The following is a 17,641-nucleotide window of genomic DNA, read 5'->3' as shown; positions in this document are numbered from 1 at the left end:
GGACCTTTCTAATGAATTCACCCCATTTGATCGCCCATGCGCAGCGATGCAACCCCCGTGCCGTGATTGACCTTCGGCTTCGCGCGGCTTTAAGTCAGCAGGGATGAAGCGCGATGAGTGACCAGAACGATATTCTTTCCGAACTGAACGACCGCTCCCGCGAAGTGTTTCGCCGGGTGGTCGAAGGCTATCTCACGACTGGCGGTCCCGTGGGCTCGCGGAGCCTGACCCGAGAGATGAACGAGAAGCTGTCCGCGGCGACGATCCGCAACGTGATGCAGGATCTCGAATATCTCGGGCTTCTGGACAGCCCCCATGTCTCCGCCGGACGTGTTCCGACCCAGACGGGTCTGCGGCTGTTCGTCGATGGGGTGATGGAGGTGAACCATCTCGGCGACGAGGACCGTGCGGCGCTCGATGCCACGATGGGCGCGAATTCAGGCGATGTAGGGTCTTTGTTGGACCGGGTTTCGAGCGCGCTTTCGGGGATGACGCAGGGCGCGAGCCTCGTGCTGACGCCGAAACACGAAGCCCCGATCCGGCATATCGAATTCGTCTCGCTCTCGCCCGACCGGGCGCTGGTGGTGCTCGTTTTCGCTGACGGTCAGGTGGAGAACCGCGTCTTCACGCCACCGCTGGGTCAGACGCCGTCCTCGATGCGGGAGGCCGCGAATTTCCTCAACGCGATGGCGGAGGGGAAAACGCTGTCGGAACTGCGCGGTCACATCGCCCGCGAAATCGCAAATCACCGCACCGAAATCGATTCGCTCGCGACCGAACTGATCGACAGCGGGTTGGCAGCCTGGGAGAACAAAGGCGAGCGCTATGAGAGGCTGATCGTGCGCGGTCGTGCCAATCTTTTGGGCTCAGAAGACGACCTCGACCGGATCCGCTCGCTCTTCGATGATCTCGAGCGGAAGCGTGACATCGCCGAATTCCTCGATCTGGCCGAGGATGGCGAGGGCGTGCGTATTTTTATTGGCTCTGAGAACAAACTTTTCTCTCTTTCGGGTTCCTCTTTGGTTGTCTCTCCATATATGAACGCTGACCGAAAGATCATTGGTGCGGTGGGCGTGATTGGGCCAACCCGGCTCAACTACGGGCGCATCGTGCCGATCGTGGACTACACAGCGCAACTGGTCGGGCGGATGATCTCCGGCCAGGGCAAAGGATGAATGGCATGAGCGAGAAAAAAGACGAGATTGCCGAGGATCAGGCGCATATCGACGAGAGCTTCGAGGATGTGCTGTCCCATGAGGAAGACGAGCTCGAGGCATTGCGTGCCGAGCGCGACGATTATCGCGACCGATTCATGCGCGCGCTGGCAGATGCCGAGAATGCGCGCAAACGTGCCGACAAAGAGCGTCAGGAAGCCTCGAATTACGGTGGGACGCGTCTGGCGCGCGACATGCTGCCCGTGTTCGACGCGCTCTCGCGTGCGCTCGAAGCCGCGAATGAGGACGTGCGTTCGCAGGCCGGGCCGTTCCTTGAAGGCGTCGAGCTGACCCAGCGCGAATTACTCAACGTGTTCGCCCGTCACGGCATCACCACGGTGGCGCCCGAGGTCGGCGAGAAATTCGACCCGCAGATGCATGAGGCGATGTTCGAAGCGCCGGCGCCCGGCACGAAGGCCGGCGACATTATTCAGGTCATGGAGAACGGCTTCATGATCCACGACCGGCTTCTGCGGCCGGCGAAAGTGGGCGTCAGCTCCACTCCGAAATCCTGATCGGACAGGCTGGGGGCGCTGCCCCCAGACCCCCGGGATATTTTCCCCAAAACGAAGATCACTCCGTGAGAAGCGCGCGAAGCTCGTAAAGGGCGTCGAGCGCGTCTTTCGGTGTCATGTCGTCTGGAATGAGGGCTTTCAGCCGCTCTTCCAATTCTGACGGACTTGCTGGCGCGGCGGCCGGTTGCGGTGTGTTAGACACTGAAAACAGCGGCAGATCGTCGATCACCGCCTGTTTCTTGCCGCCACCTTCGCGTTCGCCCTTCTCCAGCGCATCGAGCACGATCCGGGCGCGTTCCACGACGGAATGTGGAAGCCCGGCGAGGCGCGCGACCTGAACCCCGTAGGAGCGGTCGGCGGCGCCCTTACGAACTTCGTGCAGGAAGATTACCTCGCCCTCCCATTCCTTGACCGCGACGGTCGCATTCTCGACGCCGTCCAGCTTGGCCGACAGCGCGGTCATCTCGTGGTAATGGGTCGCGAAGAGGGCGCGGCAGCGGTTGGACGCGTGCAGGTGCTCCATGACGGCCCAAGCGATCGAGAGCCCGTCATAAGTTGCCGTACCACGGCCGATCTCGTCGAGGATCACCAGAGCGCGGTCGTCGGCCTGATTGAGGATCGCGGCGGTTTCGACCATCTCGACCATGAAGGTCGACCGGCCCCGCGCCAGATCGTCCGCCGCACCGACACGGCTGAAGAGCTGAGACACAAGACCGATATGGGCGGATTTCGCCGGGACGAAGCTGCCCGCTTGGGCGAGAAGCGCGATCAGGGCGTTCTGCCGCAGGAAGGTCGATTTACCGGCCATGTTCGGACCGGTGAGCAGCCAGATCGCAGGCGTTGCGCCCTCGGTCAGTTCGCAGTCATTCGCGATGAAGGGCTCGCCGGATTTCTTCAGCGAGGCTTCGACGACCGGATGCCGACCGCCCTCGATCTCGAACGCGTGGCTGTCGTCGACGGTGGGTTCTGCCCAGTCTTCGTTGCGGGCGAGCGTCGCGAAAGCGCTGGCGAGGTCGATTTCGGCCAGTGCGCGCGAGGCCTCGTTGATCGGGCCCGCGCGGTCGAGAATGGCCTGTCTTAGGCTGGAATAGAGCCTTTTTTCGATCTCCAGCGCATGGTTTCCGGCGTTGAGAATTCGGGTTTCGATCTCGCTGAGTTCGACGGTCGTGAAACGCACCTGGTTCGCGGTGGTCTGGCGGTGGATGAAGCGTTCCGACAGCGGCGGGGCGAGCATCTTCTCGGCATGGGTGGCCGTGGTTTCGATGAAATAGCCCAGCACGTTGTTGTGCTTGATCTTCAGCGAATTGATGCCCGTAGCCTCGATATACTCCGCTTGCATCTTCGCGATCACGCCGCGGCCTTCGTCGCGCAGTTGGCGCGTCTGGTCGAGATCCTCGTCATAGCCCGTCGCAATGAAGCCGCCATCGCGCGCGAGAAGCGGCGGCTCCGCAATGAGCGCCGCATCCAGAAGGGCGGTGAGGTCGTCATGGCCCGTGAGCGCCTTGGCTGCCTCGGCGAGAAGCGGTGGGGCCTCGACGGCGGACACCGCTTCGGCGATCCGCTCGGCCTGCTCCAACCCGTTGCGGATCGCGGCCATGTCGCGCGGGCCGCCGCGATCCAGGGCGAGGCGCGACAGCGCGCGATCCATATCGGGGCAGCGCTTCATATCGGCACGGATATCTTCGGCAAATCGACCCTGTTCCAGCAGAAAACGGACAGAATCGTGCCGCGCGTGGATCTCGGTCAGGTTCCGGGACGGGGCGGAGATCCGGCGCTCCAGAAGCCGCGCGCCACCTGCCGTCACCGTGCGGTCGATGGCGTTGAGGAGCGAGCCCTCGCGTCCGCCCGACAGAGCTTGCGTCAATTCCAGATTACGCCGCGTGGCGGCGTCGATCTGCATCGCCGCGCCGCTGTCTTCGTGCACGGGACGGCGCAGCAGGGGCAGTTTCCCTTTCTGCGTGATCTCGAGGTAATCGACGATCGCCCCCATCGCGGCCATCTCGGCGCGGGTGAAGCTGCCGAACGCATCCAGCGACCCGATCGAATAGAGCGACAGAAGCCGCGTCTCGGCAGCCTGACTGTCGAAGCTCGCGCGGGACAAGGGCGTCATCGCGGCCCGCATATCAGAGACTATTTCGGCGCAATCGGCCTCCTTGGCCTCGCTTACCAGCACTTCACGTGGCGCAAGCCGGGCAAGCTCCGGGCCCAGCCGTGACAGCGGGCAGGGCGTCACGCGGAACTCGCCGGTGGAGATATCGACCCAGGCAATCGCGGCCTCGTCGCGCACTTCGGCCCAAGCGGCGAGGAAATTGTGGCGGCGCGCCTCCAGCAGACTTTCCTCGGTCAATGTGCCGGGCGTGACCAGCCGCACCACATCGCGTTTCACGACGGATTTAGAGCCGCGCTTCTTCGCTTCGGCGGGATCCTCCATCTGCTCGGCAATCGCCACGCGGAAGCCTTTGCGGATCAGCGTCAGCAGGTAGCCCTCGGCCGCGTGCACGGGAACGCCGCACATTGCGATGTCCTCGCCCAGATGCTGTCCGCGCTTGGTCAGCGCGATGTCGAGCGCGGATGCGGCATCGACCGCGTCCTGAAAGAACATCTCGTAGAAATCACCCATCCGATAGAACAGGAGCGCGCCCGGATTGGCCTCCTTGATCCCCAGATACTGTTCCATCATCGGTGTGACGGTCGGCTTGGCCATGTGCCCCCCATTTGCTGGTCGCGCGACCCTACAAAACCCCGGATTCGGGCGCAATTCCGTTGAGTGGCGGATCACGGGACGTTAAACGGGTTCGGACCTGCAGGAGGAGCACCGGCCCAATGCCCAGCAAGAACCGTATCACGCCCGAAGAGGCGTTGGCGTATCACCTCGACCCGCATCCGGGGAAATACGACATCACCGCGTCGAAGCCCATGACATCGCAGCGCGATCTGTCGCTGGCCTACAGCCCGGGCGTTGCCGTGCCGGTGGAGGCGATCGCAGAAAACCCCGAGCTGGCCTACGATTACACCGTGAAGGGAAACATGGTCGCCGTGATCTCGAACGGCTCGGCCATTCTGGGGCTCGGCAATCTCGGGGCGCTCGCCTCGAAGCCGGTGATGGAGGGCAAGGCGGTCCTCTTCAAGCGTTTCGCGGATGTGAACGCGATCGATATCGAGCTCGATACCGAGGATGCCGACGAGATCATCAACGCGGTGAAACTGATGGGGCCGACCTTCGGGGGGATTAACCTCGAGGATATCAAGGCGCCGGAATGTTTCATCATCGAGCAGCGGCTCAAGGAGCTGATGGACATCCCGGTGTTCCACGACGATCAGCACGGCACGGCGGTGATCTGTGCGGCGGGGCTGATCAACGCGCTGGAGCTGTCGGGCAAGAAGATCGAGGACTGCAAGATCGTGCTGAACGGCGCGGGCGCTGCGGGCATCGCCTGTCTGGAACTCGTGAAAGCGATGGGTGCGAAGCACGACAATTGCATCATGTGCGACACCAAGGGCGTGATCTATCAGGGCCGCACCGAGGGCATGAACCAGTGGAAATCGGCCCATGCGGCGGTGACCGAGGCGCGCTCGCTCGAAGAGGCGATGGAAGGCGCGGATGTGTTCCTCGGCGTGTCTGCCAAGGGCGCGGTGACGCCCGAGATGGTGCAGTCGATGGCCGACAATCCGGTGATCTTCGCGATGGCGAACCCGGACCCGGAGATCACGCCGGAAGAGGCGCAATCGGTGCGCCCCGATGCGATCGTGGCGACGGGGCGGTCGGATTACCCGAACCAGGTGAACAACGTCCTCGGCTTCCCCTACCTGTTCCGCGGTGCGCTCGACATCCATGCCCGCGCGATCAATGACGAGATGAAGATCGCCTGCGCCAACGCTCTGGCGGAGCTTGCCCGCGAGGATGTGCCTGACGAGGTCGCGATGGCCTATGGGCGCAAGCTCAGCTTCGGGCGCGATTACATCATTCCGACGCCCTTCGATCCGCGCCTGATCCACGTGATCCCGCCGGCGGTCGCGAAAGCCGGGATGGACACCGGTGTCGCGCGGCGTCCGATCATCGACATGGAAGGCTATGCGCAAAGCCTGAAAGCGCGGATGGACCCGACCGCGTCGATCCTGCAGGGCATCCAGAGCCGTGCGCGTCAGGCGCAGGCGAAGATGATCTTTGCCGAGGGCGATGACGAGAGGGTGCTGCGCGCCGCCGTGGCCTATCAGCGCTCCGGCATGGGCGAGGCGCTGGTCGTGGGCCGTGAGCAGGACGTGAAGGAAAAGCTCGAAGCGGCTGGCCTGGGCGATGCCTATCGCGAGCTGCGCGTGGTGAATGCGGCCAATTCCAAGAATACCGAGAGCTACAAGGATTTCCTGTATAAGCGCCTGCAACGGCAGGGCGTGGACCGCGAGGATGCGCATAAGCTGGCGACGCGCGACCGGCATGTCTTCGCGGCGCTGATGCTGGTGCATGGGCATGGTGACGCGATGGTCACGGGCGCGACCCGGAAATCGGCGCATGTGCTGGAACTGATCAACAAGGTGATCGACGCGAAGCCCTCGGATGGGGCGGTCGGGATCACCGCCCTGCTGAACAAGGGCCGCGTGGTGCTGATCGGCGATACGCTGGTGCATGAATGGCCCGACGAGAACGATCTGGCCGATATCGCGACGGCGGGCGCGCATGTGGCGCGGGGCCTGGGCCTTGAGCCGCGTGTGGCCTTCTGCTCCTTCTCGACCTTCGGCTATCCGGTCTCTGAGCGGGCCACGAAGATGCATGTCGCGCCGAAGGTGCTCGACGCGCGCGGGGCGGATTTCGAGTATGATGGCGAGATGACCGTCGATGTGGCGCTCAACATGGATCAGATGAAGAACTACCCGTTCTGCCGTCTGACCGGCCCCGCCAACATTCTCGTCGTGCCGGCACGCCATTCGGCCTCGATCTCCGTGAAACTGATGCAGGAGATGGCGGGCGCGACCGTGATCGGCCCGATCCTGACCGGGACGAGCCACGCGGTTCAGCTGTGCTCGACCACGTCGACGGTGAACGACATCCTCAACATGGCGGCGCTTGCCTCGTGCAAGCTGTGCCTGAAGGACTGAATTGAAAAGGCGCGCGGTGATCCGCGCGCCTGTTTCGCTTTATCCCAGCGCGTAACCCGTGCCGCGCACCGTGCGCACCGGATCATCCCCGCCATTGGCCATCAGCGCCTTGCGCAGCCGCCCGACATGGACGTCGATGGTGCGGGTGTCGACATATATGTCGCGGCCCCAGACCCGGTCGAGCAGTTGATCGCGGGTCCAGACGCGGCCCGGTTTTTCCATCATCGTCGAGAGCAGCCGGAACTCGGTCGGACCGAGTTTCAGCGGCTGGCCGTTGCGGAAAACGCGGTGTTCCTCGGCATCTAGGATGATGTCCTCGAAGCTCAGCCGCTCGCCCATCGTCGCGGGCCGCGTGCGGCGCAGCTGGGTGCGCACGCGCGCCATCAGCTCGACGACCGAATAGGGTTTCACGACGTAGTCATCCGCGCCGGTCTCGAGGCCCCGCACCCGGTCCACCTCTTCGGAGCGTGCCGAGAGCATGATGACAGGAATGTTTCGGGTCTCGGAATTGGCCTTCACGCGGCGACAAATCTCGATGCCGGAGACATTGGGCAGCATCCAGTCCAGCACGATCAGATCGGGCTTCTCTTCCTTCAGGAACAAGAGGCCCTCGTCTCCATTCTCCGCCATCACGACGCGAAACCCTTCGGCTTCGAGGTTGTAGCTGAGCACTTCGCGCTGGGCGTTTTCGTCTTCAACCACAAGGACACAGGGTTGTTGGGCTGGCGACATTTCTCAGGTCTCCGTCACATTACGCTCGAGCTTTTCGGGCGCGCGTCTTCCGGCATTTCGCCGGTCACGAGGTAGATCACCTGCTCGGCGATCGTCGTCGCATGGTCGCCCATCCGCTCGATGTTCTTCGCGATGAAATGCAGGTGCATGCAGGGCGTGATGTTGCGCGGGTCTTCCATCATGTAGGTCAGGAATTCGCGGAACAGCGCGTTATACATCTGGTCCACTTCGAGGTCGCGCTCGCGCACATCGGCGGCCAGTTTCGGGTCGCGCTGGATATAGGCGTCGAGCGCGTCTTTCAGCATCGCTTCCGTCGTGCCCGCCATGCGGCGGATCGCGGTTGCGGTGCCGCTGATCTGCGGCCCGTCGGACAGAACCTGCGTGCGCTTGGCGATGTTCTTCGCGTAGTCGCCGACCCGCTCGAGGCTTGCGGAGATCTTGATGACCGAGAGCGCCATGCGCAGGTCGCGCGCGGCGGGGGCGCGCAGGGCGATCAGGCGCGCAGCTTCTTCGTTGATCTTCTCTTCCAGCTCGTCGACGGCGCGGTCGCGGGCCCGGATCTGCTCGGCCAGTTCGAGGTCGCGCACTTCGAGGGCGCGGGCGCTTTCGAGGATCTGCTCCTCGACGAGGCCGCCCATTTTGACGACCAACGCCTGCACCGCCTCAAGGTCGCGGTCGAAGGCGGAAAGAATGTGCTCGCTCATGATTATTTGCCTCCTCAGCCGATCCGGCCGGTAATGTAGCTTTCCGTCCGGCTGTCGGACGGGTTGGTGAAAATCTTGTCCGTGTCGTCGTATTCGACGAGGTTTCCGAGGTGGAAGAACGCAGTCTTCTGACTGACGCGCGCGGCCTGCTGCATCGAGTGCGTCACGATCACCACCGAGAAATTCGCCCGAAGTTCGTCGATCAGTTCCTCGACCTGCGCGGTCGCGATCGGGTCGAGCGCCGAGCAGGGCTCGTCCATCAGCAGCACTTCCGGCGAGGTCGCCACGGCGCGCGCGATGCACAGGCGCTGTTGCTGACCGCCCGAAAGCCCGGTGCCGGGCGCGTGCAGGCGATCTTTCACCTCGTTCCACAGCGCGGCCTTGCGCAGCGAGTCCTCGACCACCTGATCCAGCTCGGCCTTGTTCTTCGTCAGGCCGTGGATTTTCGGCCCATAGGCCACGTTGTCGTAGATCGACTTCGGGAAAGGGTTCGGTTTCTGGAACACCATGCCGACCTTGGCGCGCAGCTGCACCGGGTCGACGCGCTTGTCGTAGATGTCTTCGCCGTCGAGTTTGATATCGCCCTCGACGCGGCAGATATCGATCGTGTCGTTCATCCGGTTCAGGCAGCGCAGGAAGGTCGACTTCCCGCAGCCCGACGGGCCGATGAACGCGGTGACGGTCTTGTCGAGAATGTCGACATCGACGTCCTTGATCGCGTGGGTGTCGCCGTAATGGACCTGCACGTTGCGTGCGGTGATCTTGATGTCGTCAGTGGTCACGGCTCTCTCCGTCAGGCTCATGTCTTCCATTTGTCTCGCGCTCCCTTACCAGCGACGCTCGAATTTGCGGCGCAGGATGATGGCGATGATGTTCATGCCCAGAAGGAAGATCAGCAGAATGATGATACCTCCCCAGGCGCGTTCGTAAAATGCCGGGTCGGCGCGCTTGGCCCATTCGTAGATCTGCGCGGGCATGGCCGAGTTGGGCGAGACGAAGCCGTCGAGGAACCCGTCCGGCGAGTTGGTCGCGATATAGCCCACCATCCCGATCAGCAGGAGCGGTGCGGTCTCGCCCAGAGCCTGCGCCAGACCGATGATCGTGCCGGTCAGGATGCCGGGCATCGCCAGCGGCAGAACGTGGTGGAAGACCGATTGCATTTTTGATGCGCCAACGCCGAGGGCGGCGTCGCGGATCGAAGGCGGCACGGCTTTCAGCGCGGCGCGGGTCGAGATGATGATCGTCGGCAGGGTCATCAGCGTGAGCACGAGGCCACCGACCAGCGGCGCCGATTGCGGCAGATGCGCGAACTGGATGAAGACCGCGAGGCCGAGGATACCGAAGACGATCGACGGCACCGCAGCGAGGTTCGAGATGTTCACTTCGATCAGGTCGGTGATACGGTTCTTCGGTGCGAACTCTTCGAGATAGATCGAGGCAGCGACCCCGATCGGCAGAGCCAGCACCAGCACCACGAGCATCATGTAGAACGAGCCCAGCATCGAGATCCCGATCCCGGCCTGCTCGGCGCGGCTGTCGGAGGCGTCGGCGCCGAAGATGAAGGCCCAATTGAAACCTTTATGGATGATGCCCGCGTCGCGAAGCTGATCGACGAGGTCGAGCTGCGCCACGGTGATGTTCTTGTCCTTGGCGATCTCGTCGCGATGCACCCGGCCCTTGAGGTAGCTGTCGACCCGCGACGAGGCGAGGATCTTGAAATCCACCGTCGTGCCGATGATCGACGGGTCGGCGAGCACCGTGTCGCGTACCTGGCTCGCAGCGGAGGCCGAGATCAGGTTCTTCATGTCCTTCGCCTTGCTCAGATCGGTCGTCGCGCCGGATTTCTCCACGGCGTCGAGCAGAGCTTTCTCGATCAGCGGCTTGTAGGTGAAGGTCGTCGCCTTCTTCAGATCCTCCGGATCGCGGTTGCCCTTCTTGTCGAGCTTCGCGGCGTCCAGATAGACCGGCACTTCGACAAAGGTCTGCTGAAACGCGGTCGCGCCGTTGGAGACGATCGTCACCAGCAGGATCACGAGGAACGCGAGACCGATCCCGATCGCGCCGATGCCGAGCGCCTTGAAGCGTTTCTCGGAGGCGTTGCGGCGTTTCGTGCGCGCATCGAGATGATGCAGCGAACGCGTCGCGGGCTGGCTTGCGCCGTGTTGGGTCGCATCACTCATTCGTATTGCTCCCGGTATTTGCGCACGATGTAGAGCGCGAAGATGTTGAGCCCGAGCGTCAGGACGAACAGCGTCATGCCGAGCGCGAAGGCGACCAGCGCCTCGGGGGAGGCGAAATCGGCGTCACCGGTCAGCTGCGAGACGATCTTGGCGGTGACGGTGGTCATCGCGTCGAACGGGTTCATGCTGAGCCGCGCGGCGGCGCCGGCGCCCAGCACCACGATCATCGTCTCGCCAATGGCGCGCGAGGTCGCCAGAAGCACCGCGCCGACGATGCCGGGCAGGGCTGCGGGCAGGATCACCTGCTTGATCGTTTCGGATTTCGTCGCGCCGAGGCCATAGGAGCCGTCGCGCAAGCTTTGCGGCACCGCGTTGATGATGTCATCGGACAGCGAGGAGACGAAGGGGATCAGCATGATGCCCATCACCAGACCCGCGGTCATCACCGCCGTGCCCGCATGCATCCAGCCACCATCGGCCATCGCCGCGGTCGGGCCATTCGCGCCGAAGATCGACAGCAGGAACGGGCCCACGGTCAGCAGCGCGAAAAGACCGTAAACGATGGTCGGGATCCCGGCGAGCACTTCGAGCAGCGGTTTCACGATGCCGCGCACCGATTTGGTCGCGTATTCCGACAGGTAGACGGCGGCGAACAGCCCGATCGGCACCGCGACCAGAAGGGCCACGAGCGAGATGTAGAGCGTGCCCCAGAGAAGCGGCAGGATGCCGAGCTCAGACCCGCCCCCGAAGCTCGGCGACCAGGTCGTGCCGAAGAAGAAGTCGGAGATCGGATAGAGACGGAAGAACTCGATCGTGTTGAAGACTAGCGACAGAACGATGCCGATCGTCGTCAGGATCGCGATGGAGGCCGCGGCGATCAGCAGAACGCGCACGCCTTTTTCGACCGTGTTGCGGGCGCGGAAATCCTTGTTCGTGCGCAGGTAGGCGAAGGCAAAGCCCGCGATGGCTGCCAGCAGAACCAGTACCGTCATCGCCAGATCGCCCACCGAGGTCATGCCGCGATAGGTCTCCGCCGCGTTCAGCGTCGCCGGATCGACACTGGAGCCGAGCGCGACCCCGACCGAGCCGAGAATTTCGCGCAGGTCCGTGGTCTGAAGATCGATATTCGCGGCTTGCCGTGCGCTCAGCGCGCCTTGGGCAATTGCGGTGTCGAGACCGTCGGCAACACGCCGGACATCGGACATCACGAGGCTCATGTTCGAGCCGTCCAGCAGCGCATCGGGGATCTCGGCCGAGACGCGGGCATTCACGATCAGCGGCTGTGCCACCATCCAGACCAGCAGCAGAAGAAGCGCCGGCACAGCGGTGAACATCGCGACGTTGAAGCCGTAGTAATTCGGCAGGCTGTGCAGAGACCGTCGGTCTTCGCCTGCCGAATGCAGCGCACGCATACGGCCCATCACGAAGCCGACGACTGCCAGCACGACCACGATCACAACGATCCACAAAACAGGCATTTCAGCCCCACCAGTTGAAAATAACCAAAAAGGAAAAAGGGGGCAGCGAAATAAGCCGCCCCCTGAAGATAGCGGTCTCGATTACGAGCCCGAACCCATGGTCACTTCGTTCGCCACGGCGTCCTGGGTCTTGGCCAGTTCCGGGTCGGCAACGAGGCCGTACTGAGCGAGCGGGCCGTCGGGGCCAGCGATCTCGTCGGAGACGAAGAACTCAGCGTATTCCTTCAGGCCGGGGATCACGCCGATATGCGCTTTCTTGACGTAGAAGTAGAGCGGACGCGACACCGGATACTCGCCCGAAGCGATGGTCTCGGTCGAGGGCTCGACGCCCGACATGGTCGCGACTTTCAGCTTGTCGGTGTTGTTCTCGTAGAACGCCAGACCGAAGACGCCGATGCCGTTCGGGTTGGAACCGATGCGGGCGAGGGTCTCGGTGTAGTCGCCGTCGATGTCGACAGCCTTGCCGTCGGTGCGGACTTCCATGCAGGCCTTGCCGGCTGCTTTTTCGTCCATGCCCGAAGCGATGAAGGCTTCTTTCGCGCCGGTCGCTTCACAGCCAGCTTCCAGAACCTTCTCTTCGAAGACTTCACGGGTGCCGTGCTTGGTGCCCGGGATGAAGGCGATGATGTCGGCATCCGGCAGGTCGGAGTTGAACTCGTTCCACTTGGCGTAGCTGTTGTCGACGATCTCGCCGTCCTTCAGGACCTTCGCGCCGAGCGCGTTGAAGATGTCCGAGGGGGTGAAAGCGTTGAAGGCCGGGCCGTCTTTTTGCGAAGCAAAGACGATGCCGTCATAGCCGATGCGGACTTCCATGATGTCGGTGACGCCGTTGTCGGCGCAGGTCGCGACTTCTTTGTCCTTGATCTTGCGCGAAGCGTTCGCGACGTCGATCGTGTTTTCGCCAACGCCTTCGCAGAAGCGCTTCAGGCCAGCCGAGGAGCCGCCCGATTCCACGACCGGGGTCGGGTAATCGAAGTTTTCACCGAAAGCTTCGGCGACGATGGAGGCGTAGGGCAGCACGGTCGAGGAACCGGCGACCTGGATGTTGTCACGCGCGAAAGCGGCGGTGCCCGAAGCGGCAACGATCGCGATCGCGGAGGCGGCGAGGTTGAACGATTTCATAGATCACTCCCAGTGTTCTCAAATTTGGGCCGTCGAGTGGCCTCAGCGCGGTCCTAGGGGTCTTCGGTGACGCTTATGCAAACATTATGTAACAGCTATGTGACAATCTACGAGTCCGTGAAGGTTCGTGATCCGGCCCGCGAAACCGCCTGTGCAATCAGGACGGGAACCTCACGATGGGCTCCGATTTCAGGCAAAAGGCGCCCCCGATAGCTAGCTGCTTGCAAGGCCTCAGGAATATCGCCTGTCACATGTCCTGCCCGCAGCGCGAAGAAGGGCAGACACACGCCATCCGGGTGTTCTCGGGCCACATCTTCGAGGAACGGGGGCTCTTCGATCAGGGCCACATGAATCTCCGGCATCGCGGGATTGCGGCCCAAGGTCTCGGCCATGTCATAGACCGAATTGCGCGATTTTCGCGATATTTTCGACCCGTGTGCCACGAGAATCAGGGGCGAGTCGGCGGGGATGTCCTCCGAGGCGCGCGCCTCGAAGATCACTCTGGTCAGCAGATCGGGCAGCGCAGGGTCGACGCCAAACGGCTCCAACTGGCGCGCTTGCGAGCGCGCCGCCTCCAGCCGCCGCGGAAGTTCGGTCTTGGTGAACCAGCCCTGCGCCATGAAATAGGGATAGATCACCGGATCTTCGTGCCGCGCCAAGGCGGCCTCCAACGATCCCGGTTTTGCAAGGGTCGCGGCGTCTATCTTGCGGCCCGGCATCTCCTCCGAGACCTTATTGGCCAAGGAAAACAGAGCCTTCTCCTGAATTTCAGGCTCGGACGGGGATCCATGGGCGACGAGAATGACCGGCTGCATGCCCCTAGATTAGCGCGGCGGCGCGCTATGGCAATCACGCGTTTTCGACGTGAGTTTTCGGTTAACGCCCTGAATTTTAGGAATATTGTCCGTAGATGCCATTTGCGCGACCGCATCTTTGCATATACGCATAAGGCAGAGGCCAGGATGGCCAGACCCGAGATTTAGTTTCACGTGTGGTGCGTAGGGGTGCACGTGGGTGAAGGAGGGTTCTGGCTGGGGTGCCGGAACCCTCCTGTTTTATCCGGTTCAGGTCGGATCGGTCTCGCCCATCTCGCAGACGATCTTCCATTCCTCTTCGGTGACCGGCTGAACCGACAGCCGCATCGAGGTCACAAGCGACATCTCCGAAAGGCGCGGCTCGCCTTTCACATCGGCCAGCGTGACCGGCTTCGTGAAGGACCGCACCGCCTTGAGGTCCACGCAATCCCAGCGCGGATCGTCGGTGGTGGAATCCGGGTGGCTCTCGGCCACGACCTCGCAGATGCCGACGACCTCCTTGCCGATATTCGAATGGTAGAACAGGCCGCGATCGCCGATCTTCATCTCGCGCATGTTGTTACGCGCGAGATAGTTGCGGATGCCGTCCCATTCCTCGCCCGCATCGCCCTTGGCGACCAGATCGTCCCAGGAAAACTTGTTGGGTTCCGATTTGAACAGCCAGTACCGCATCAGCCGATCACCTTTTTCCACGCCTTGACCTGCACATCCTCGAACAGCCCCGCCTTGGCATAGGGATCGTTCGCGGCCCAGTCCTGCGCGGCTTCGAGGTTGTCGACCTCCACGATCACGAGCGAGCCGACCATCTGGTCATTCTCGATAAACGGGCCCGCCATGAAGACCACGCCGGTTTCTTCGATATAGGCGAGGTGCTTCTCGCGGTTGTCCATCCGGGTTTGCAGAGCGCCGGGCTTGTCGCGGCAGATCACGGCAAAATACATCTCATTCCTCCTTCAAGGGGCGGGCGAGCAGAGCCTGCATCGCCTCATCCACGCTGATTGACTGTTCGGTAAGCGCCATAACCATCGCGGCGACCGGAATTTCCAGACCGCGCGTATGGGCCAGCTTGTTCAGGGCCTGCGCGGTCGCGGCCCCCTCGACGGTGATCGAGGGATCGAAGACCTCGCCCGAGCCAATCGCGCAGCCCAGCCGAAAATTGCGCGATTGCGCCGAGGTGCAGGTCAGCACCAGATCGCCGAAGCCGGACAGGCCCGACAGCGTCTCTGGCCGGGCGCCCAATTCCGTCGCGATCCGCAACATTTCGGCGAAACCGCGGGTCATCAGGGCGGCGCGCGCGGAATCCCCAAGCCCCGCGCCGATCACGGTACCCGCTGCGATCGCGTAGACGTTCTTCAGCGCGCCGCCGAGTTCCGCCCCCGTCGTGTCGGTCGTGCGATACAGCCGCAGCGTCGGCGTCGACAGTTCGGCCTGCAGTTCCTCGGAATGATCGGCGCAGGCAAGCGTCAGCGCAGTCGGAAGGCCGCGCGCGATATCGGCGGCAAAGCTCGGCCCGGTCAGCACGGCAGCCCGCGCGCCCGGCACTTTCGCGCGGATCAGGGCCGTCGGCCCCTGGCCGGTGGAGAGGTCGATGCCTTTCGAGCAGGAGACGAGGGTCTTACCCGCAAGCGTGTTGGAATGCGTATCGAGAAACCCGGCCATCTTCTGCATCGGCATCGCGAGAAGCAGCGTCTCAGCCTGCAGCGCATCCGCGATTTCCGCCGAAACAGTGACGTTTTCGGGCAGTTTTACACCCGGAAGGCGGCGCGAGTTTTCACGGCTCTCGCGCATGGCCTGCACTTGCTCGGCATCGCGCGCCCAAAGGGTCACCGGCCCGTTTTGCGACAGCGTCACCGCCATCGCCGTGCCGAAAGCGCCCGCGCCCAGAACCGAAATACTCATGCCTTGGCCCCCTTCTTTCCCGATCCAAGAAGCGGGGCGGCGCTGCGATCCAGCGGCCAGCGGGGGCGGGCGGTCAGGTCCATCCCGTCTTGCGCGCCACTGCGGAACCGCTCGATCCCGGCCCATGCAATCATCGCCGCGTTATCGGTGCAAAGCTTTAATGGCGGGGCTACGAATTCGGCGCCCATTTCACGTGAAACAGTCTCTAATCCAGCCCGAATAGCCTGATTTGCCGCGACACCGCCTGCGACCGCGAAGCCGGGGTTGGCGGGTGCAAGTTTCAGGTATTCCGCCAAGGCACGCCGTGATTTCTCGATCAGGACATCCGCGATCGCCTGCTGGAAACCGGCGCAAAGATCGGCACGGATCTGGCGCGGCAGCCCGCCATGCTCTGCCACCACCTGATCGCGGGCGCGCAGCAGCGCGGTCTTCAACCCGGAGAAGGACATATCGCAACCCGGCCGATCCAGAAGGGGCCGCGGAAAGGCAAAAGCTTTGGGGTCGCCCTTGCGCGCCTCGGCCTCGACGGAGGGTCCGCCGGGTTGGGGCAGAGCCATCAGCTTCGCCGCCTTGTCGAAGGCCTCACCCGGCGCGTCGTCGATCGTGCCGCCGAGCCGCGAGAAATCTTCCGGCCCTTTCGCGATCAGGAACTGACAATGCCCGCCGGAGACCAGCAGCATCAGATAGGGAAAAGCGAGCCCATCGGTCAGGCGCGGGGTCAGAGCATGGCCCGCCAAGTGGTTCACACCGACCAGCGGCAGACCCGCCCCGGCGGCGAGGCCCTTGGCGCACATCACGCCCGACATCACCCCGCCGATCAGCCCCGGACCCGCCGTCACCGCAATGCCATCCAGCGCGTCGAGCCCAAGCCCGGCCTCTTCCAGCGCCTCTTCGACGCAGAGATCGAGCTTTTCGGCATGAGCGCGCGCGGCGATTTCGGGGACCACGCCGCCGAAGGCCGCATGCAGATCGGTCTGCCCGGCGACGACGCTCGAGAGGATCTCCGGCTTGCCATCCGTCAGGCGTACGATCGCCGCTGCCGTATCGTCGCAGCTCGATTCCAGCCCGAGAAAGGTCAGCGTATCGGTCATCGGGGCGCCTGTTGCGTGGGTTATCCAACGCAGGTAACACCGGGGAAGCGTTCGCACAATCCCGGGGCGGTGGATGGACAGCCAGCCTGAGAGACCGATTCTCCTCGTCACGCGGCCCGCCGTCGCGGCAGAAGGATTCGTCGCGGCATTCCGCACCAGGTTTGGGCATGATTGGCCTGTCATCGTCTCTCCGCTCACGGAGATCGAGCCTTTAGACACGCCGATACCCGAGTTTCAGACCGCAGTCTTCACCTCGCAAAATGCCGTGGCCGCGTACCGACGACTGGCTCAGGGACAAGGCCGCCGCGCCTATTGCGTGGGGCAGCGCACGGCGCAGGCGGCGCGCGAGGCCGGGTTCGACGCCATCGCCGGGCCGGGCGATGCGGAGGCGTTGAGCGAAATGATCGCGCAGCGGGAGCTCGGCGGAAAACTGCTGTTTCTGAGGGGAGAGCAGGTCGCCTTCGATCTCGAAGACCGGCTGAATTCCGCCGGAATAGAGACTGAATCTGCGATCATTTACCGCCAGGTCTCACGCCCGTTGAGCGATGAGGCGCAGGCGATACTGCGCGCATCGCACCCTGTTTTAGTGCCGATTTTCTCGCCAAACGCGGCGGATCGCTTCCTAAATTCCATGCCTGACGCGCCGAAGCCGCCGCTCTTTGTCGCAGCCATGAGCGAGGCAGTGGCGTCTCGCCTCAAAAGCGCTAGCTTGTGCCATCTGGAAGTTGCCCCGCATCCCGATGCGCAAGGGATGCTCGATGCGCTTGCCGTCTTGCTGCAAAGGCAAAAGGCGGGTTGAG

Annotated in this window: 16 protein-coding genes; 4 read left to right on the top strand and 12 right to left on the bottom strand. The window is 63.2% G+C overall.

The window, feature by feature from the left end:
- Positions 1 to 113: 113 nt before the first annotated feature.
- Together hrcA and BMI89_RS08555 are read left to right on the top strand one after the other, a co-directional pair.
- Positions 114 to 1,175, top strand: a complete 1,062-nt coding sequence (gene hrcA / locus BMI89_RS08560; protein ID WP_078570602.1) for a heat-inducible transcriptional repressor HrcA — start codon at positions 114 to 116, stop codon at positions 1,173 to 1,175.
- 5 nt (positions 1,176 to 1,180) lie between these two features.
- Complete coding sequence (locus tag BMI89_RS08555; RefSeq protein WP_078522675.1) at positions 1,181 to 1,729, top strand: nucleotide exchange factor GrpE; 549 nt, start codon at positions 1,181 to 1,183, stop codon at positions 1,727 to 1,729.
- A 58-nt stretch (positions 1,730 to 1,787) separates the two neighbouring features.
- Here BMI89_RS08555 and mutS read toward each other — a convergent pair whose 3' ends face one another.
- Positions 1,788 to 4,433 carry a DNA mismatch repair protein MutS gene (gene mutS, locus BMI89_RS08550; protein WP_078570601.1) on the bottom strand — a complete coding sequence of 882 codons (2,646 nt, stop codon included), beginning with the start codon at positions 4,431 to 4,433 and terminating at the stop codon, positions 1,788 to 1,790.
- A 119-nt stretch (positions 4,434 to 4,552) separates the two neighbouring features.
- Here mutS and BMI89_RS08545 point away from each other — a divergent pair, with 119 nt between their 5' ends.
- A complete protein-coding gene (locus BMI89_RS08545; RefSeq protein WP_078570600.1) occupies positions 4,553 to 6,820 on the top strand; it encodes an NADP-dependent malic enzyme in 2,268 nt (755 codons plus the stop codon).
- 39 nt (positions 6,821 to 6,859) lie between these two features.
- On the opposite strand, the gene phoB is transcribed toward BMI89_RS08545, so the two are convergent.
- The 11 genes from phoB to tsaD form a co-directional block, all read right to left on the bottom strand.
- Positions 6,860 to 7,552: a phosphate regulon transcriptional regulator PhoB gene (gene phoB, locus BMI89_RS08540; RefSeq protein ID WP_078522678.1), complete on the bottom strand. Its 693-nt coding sequence runs from the start codon at positions 7,550 to 7,552 to the stop codon at positions 6,860 to 6,862.
- Positions 7,553 to 7,566: 14 nt separating this feature from the next.
- Positions 7,567 to 8,256 carry a phosphate signaling complex protein PhoU gene (gene phoU, locus BMI89_RS08535; RefSeq protein WP_152844554.1) on the bottom strand — a complete coding sequence of 230 codons (690 nt, stop codon included), beginning with the start codon at positions 8,254 to 8,256 and terminating at the stop codon, positions 7,567 to 7,569.
- Positions 8,257 to 8,270: 14 nt separating this feature from the next.
- Positions 8,271 to 9,068, bottom strand: a complete 798-nt coding sequence (gene pstB / locus BMI89_RS08530; RefSeq protein WP_078522679.1) for a phosphate ABC transporter ATP-binding protein PstB — start codon at positions 9,066 to 9,068, stop codon at positions 8,271 to 8,273.
- A 15-nt stretch (positions 9,069 to 9,083) separates the two neighbouring features.
- Entirely contained in the window at positions 9,084 to 10,436 is a 1,353-nt protein-coding gene (gene pstA / locus BMI89_RS08525) for a phosphate ABC transporter permease PstA (protein ID WP_078570599.1), read from the bottom strand.
- Positions 10,433 to 11,914, bottom strand: a complete 1,482-nt coding sequence (gene pstC, locus BMI89_RS08520) for a phosphate ABC transporter permease subunit PstC (RefSeq protein WP_078570598.1) — start codon at positions 11,912 to 11,914, stop codon at positions 10,433 to 10,435. Before pstC ends, pstA begins: the two co-directional genes overlap by 4 nt.
- 81 nt (positions 11,915 to 11,995) lie before the next feature.
- The gene (locus BMI89_RS08515; protein ID WP_078570597.1) at positions 11,996 to 13,036 is read right to left on the bottom strand and encodes a substrate-binding domain-containing protein; all 1,041 of its coding nucleotides are present in this window, start codon (positions 13,034 to 13,036) and stop codon (positions 11,996 to 11,998) included.
- Between the two features lie 107 nt (positions 13,037 to 13,143).
- Positions 13,144 to 13,851, bottom strand: a complete 708-nt coding sequence (locus BMI89_RS08510) for a CbiX/SirB N-terminal domain-containing protein (RefSeq protein WP_078570596.1) — start codon at positions 13,849 to 13,851, stop codon at positions 13,144 to 13,146.
- Between the two features lie 249 nt (positions 13,852 to 14,100).
- Entirely contained in the window at positions 14,101 to 14,523 is a 423-nt protein-coding gene (locus BMI89_RS08505) for an EVE domain-containing protein (protein WP_078570595.1), read from the bottom strand.
- Positions 14,523 to 14,792: a YciI family protein gene (locus BMI89_RS08500; RefSeq protein ID WP_078541482.1), complete on the bottom strand. Its 270-nt coding sequence runs from the start codon at positions 14,790 to 14,792 to the stop codon at positions 14,523 to 14,525. Before BMI89_RS08500 ends, BMI89_RS08505 begins: the two co-directional genes overlap by 1 nt.
- A gap of 1 nt (position 14,793) precedes the next feature.
- Positions 14,794 to 15,750: an NAD(P)H-dependent glycerol-3-phosphate dehydrogenase gene (locus tag BMI89_RS08495; protein ID WP_078570594.1), complete on the bottom strand. Its 957-nt coding sequence runs from the start codon at positions 15,748 to 15,750 to the stop codon at positions 14,794 to 14,796.
- The gene (tsaD, locus tag BMI89_RS08490) at positions 15,747 to 16,841 is read right to left on the bottom strand and encodes a tRNA (adenosine(37)-N6)-threonylcarbamoyltransferase complex transferase subunit TsaD (RefSeq protein WP_078570593.1); all 1,095 of its coding nucleotides are present in this window, start codon (positions 16,839 to 16,841) and stop codon (positions 15,747 to 15,749) included. Before tsaD ends, BMI89_RS08495 begins: the two co-directional genes overlap by 4 nt.
- A gap of 73 nt (positions 16,842 to 16,914) precedes the next feature.
- Here tsaD and BMI89_RS08485 point away from each other — a divergent pair, with 73 nt between their 5' ends.
- Positions 16,915 to 17,640, top strand: a complete 726-nt coding sequence (locus BMI89_RS08485) for a uroporphyrinogen-III synthase (protein WP_078570592.1) — start codon at positions 16,915 to 16,917, stop codon at positions 17,638 to 17,640.
- Position 17,641 lies beyond the last annotated feature (1 nt).

Source organism: Thioclava sp. F36-7 (assembly GCF_002020075.1).
GTDB classification, from domain to species: domain Bacteria; phylum Pseudomonadota; class Alphaproteobacteria; order Rhodobacterales; family Rhodobacteraceae; genus Thioclava; species Thioclava sediminum.
The sequence above is the reverse complement of the archived record's forward strand: the minus strand, read 5'-3'. Positions and strand labels throughout refer to the sequence as shown.

Excerpts from the sequence above, each read along its gene's own strand:
- hrcA (WP_078570602.1), top strand. The coding sequence starts at position 114 with ATGAGTGACCAGAACGATATTCTTTCCGAACTGAACGACCGCTCCCGC.
- BMI89_RS08555 (WP_078522675.1), top strand. The coding sequence starts at position 1,181 with ATGAGCGAGAAAAAAGACGAGATTGCCGAGGATCAGGCGCATATCGAC.
- mutS (WP_078570601.1), bottom strand. The coding sequence starts at position 4,433 with ATGGCCAAGCCGACCGTCACACCGATGATGGAACAGTATCTGGGGATC.
- BMI89_RS08545 (WP_078570600.1), top strand. The coding sequence starts at position 4,553 with ATGCCCAGCAAGAACCGTATCACGCCCGAAGAGGCGTTGGCGTATCAC.
- phoB (WP_078522678.1), bottom strand. The coding sequence starts at position 7,552 with ATGTCGCCAGCCCAACAACCCTGTGTCCTTGTGGTTGAAGACGAAAAC.
- phoU (WP_152844554.1), bottom strand. The coding sequence starts at position 8,256 with ATGAGCGAGCACATTCTTTCCGCCTTCGACCGCGACCTTGAGGCGGTG.
- pstB (WP_078522679.1), bottom strand. The coding sequence starts at position 9,068 with ATGGAAGACATGAGCCTGACGGAGAGAGCCGTGACCACTGACGACATC.
- pstA (WP_078570599.1), bottom strand. The coding sequence starts at position 10,436 with ATGAGTGATGCGACCCAACACGGCGCAAGCCAGCCCGCGACGCGTTCG.
- pstC (WP_078570598.1), bottom strand. The coding sequence starts at position 11,914 with ATGCCTGTTTTGTGGATCGTTGTGATCGTGGTCGTGCTGGCAGTCGTC.
- BMI89_RS08515 (WP_078570597.1), bottom strand. The coding sequence starts at position 13,036 with ATGAAATCGTTCAACCTCGCCGCCTCCGCGATCGCGATCGTTGCCGCT.
- BMI89_RS08510 (WP_078570596.1), bottom strand. The coding sequence starts at position 13,851 with ATGCAGCCGGTCATTCTCGTCGCCCATGGATCCCCGTCCGAGCCTGAA.
- BMI89_RS08505 (WP_078570595.1), bottom strand. The coding sequence starts at position 14,523 with ATGCGGTACTGGCTGTTCAAATCGGAACCCAACAAGTTTTCCTGGGAC.
- BMI89_RS08500 (WP_078541482.1), bottom strand. The coding sequence starts at position 14,792 with ATGTATTTTGCCGTGATCTGCCGCGACAAGCCCGGCGCTCTGCAAACC.
- BMI89_RS08495 (WP_078570594.1), bottom strand. The coding sequence starts at position 15,750 with ATGAGTATTTCGGTTCTGGGCGCGGGCGCTTTCGGCACGGCGATGGCG.
- tsaD (WP_078570593.1), bottom strand. The coding sequence starts at position 16,841 with ATGACCGATACGCTGACCTTTCTCGGGCTGGAATCGAGCTGCGACGAT.
- BMI89_RS08485 (WP_078570592.1), top strand. The coding sequence starts at position 16,915 with ATGGACAGCCAGCCTGAGAGACCGATTCTCCTCGTCACGCGGCCCGCC.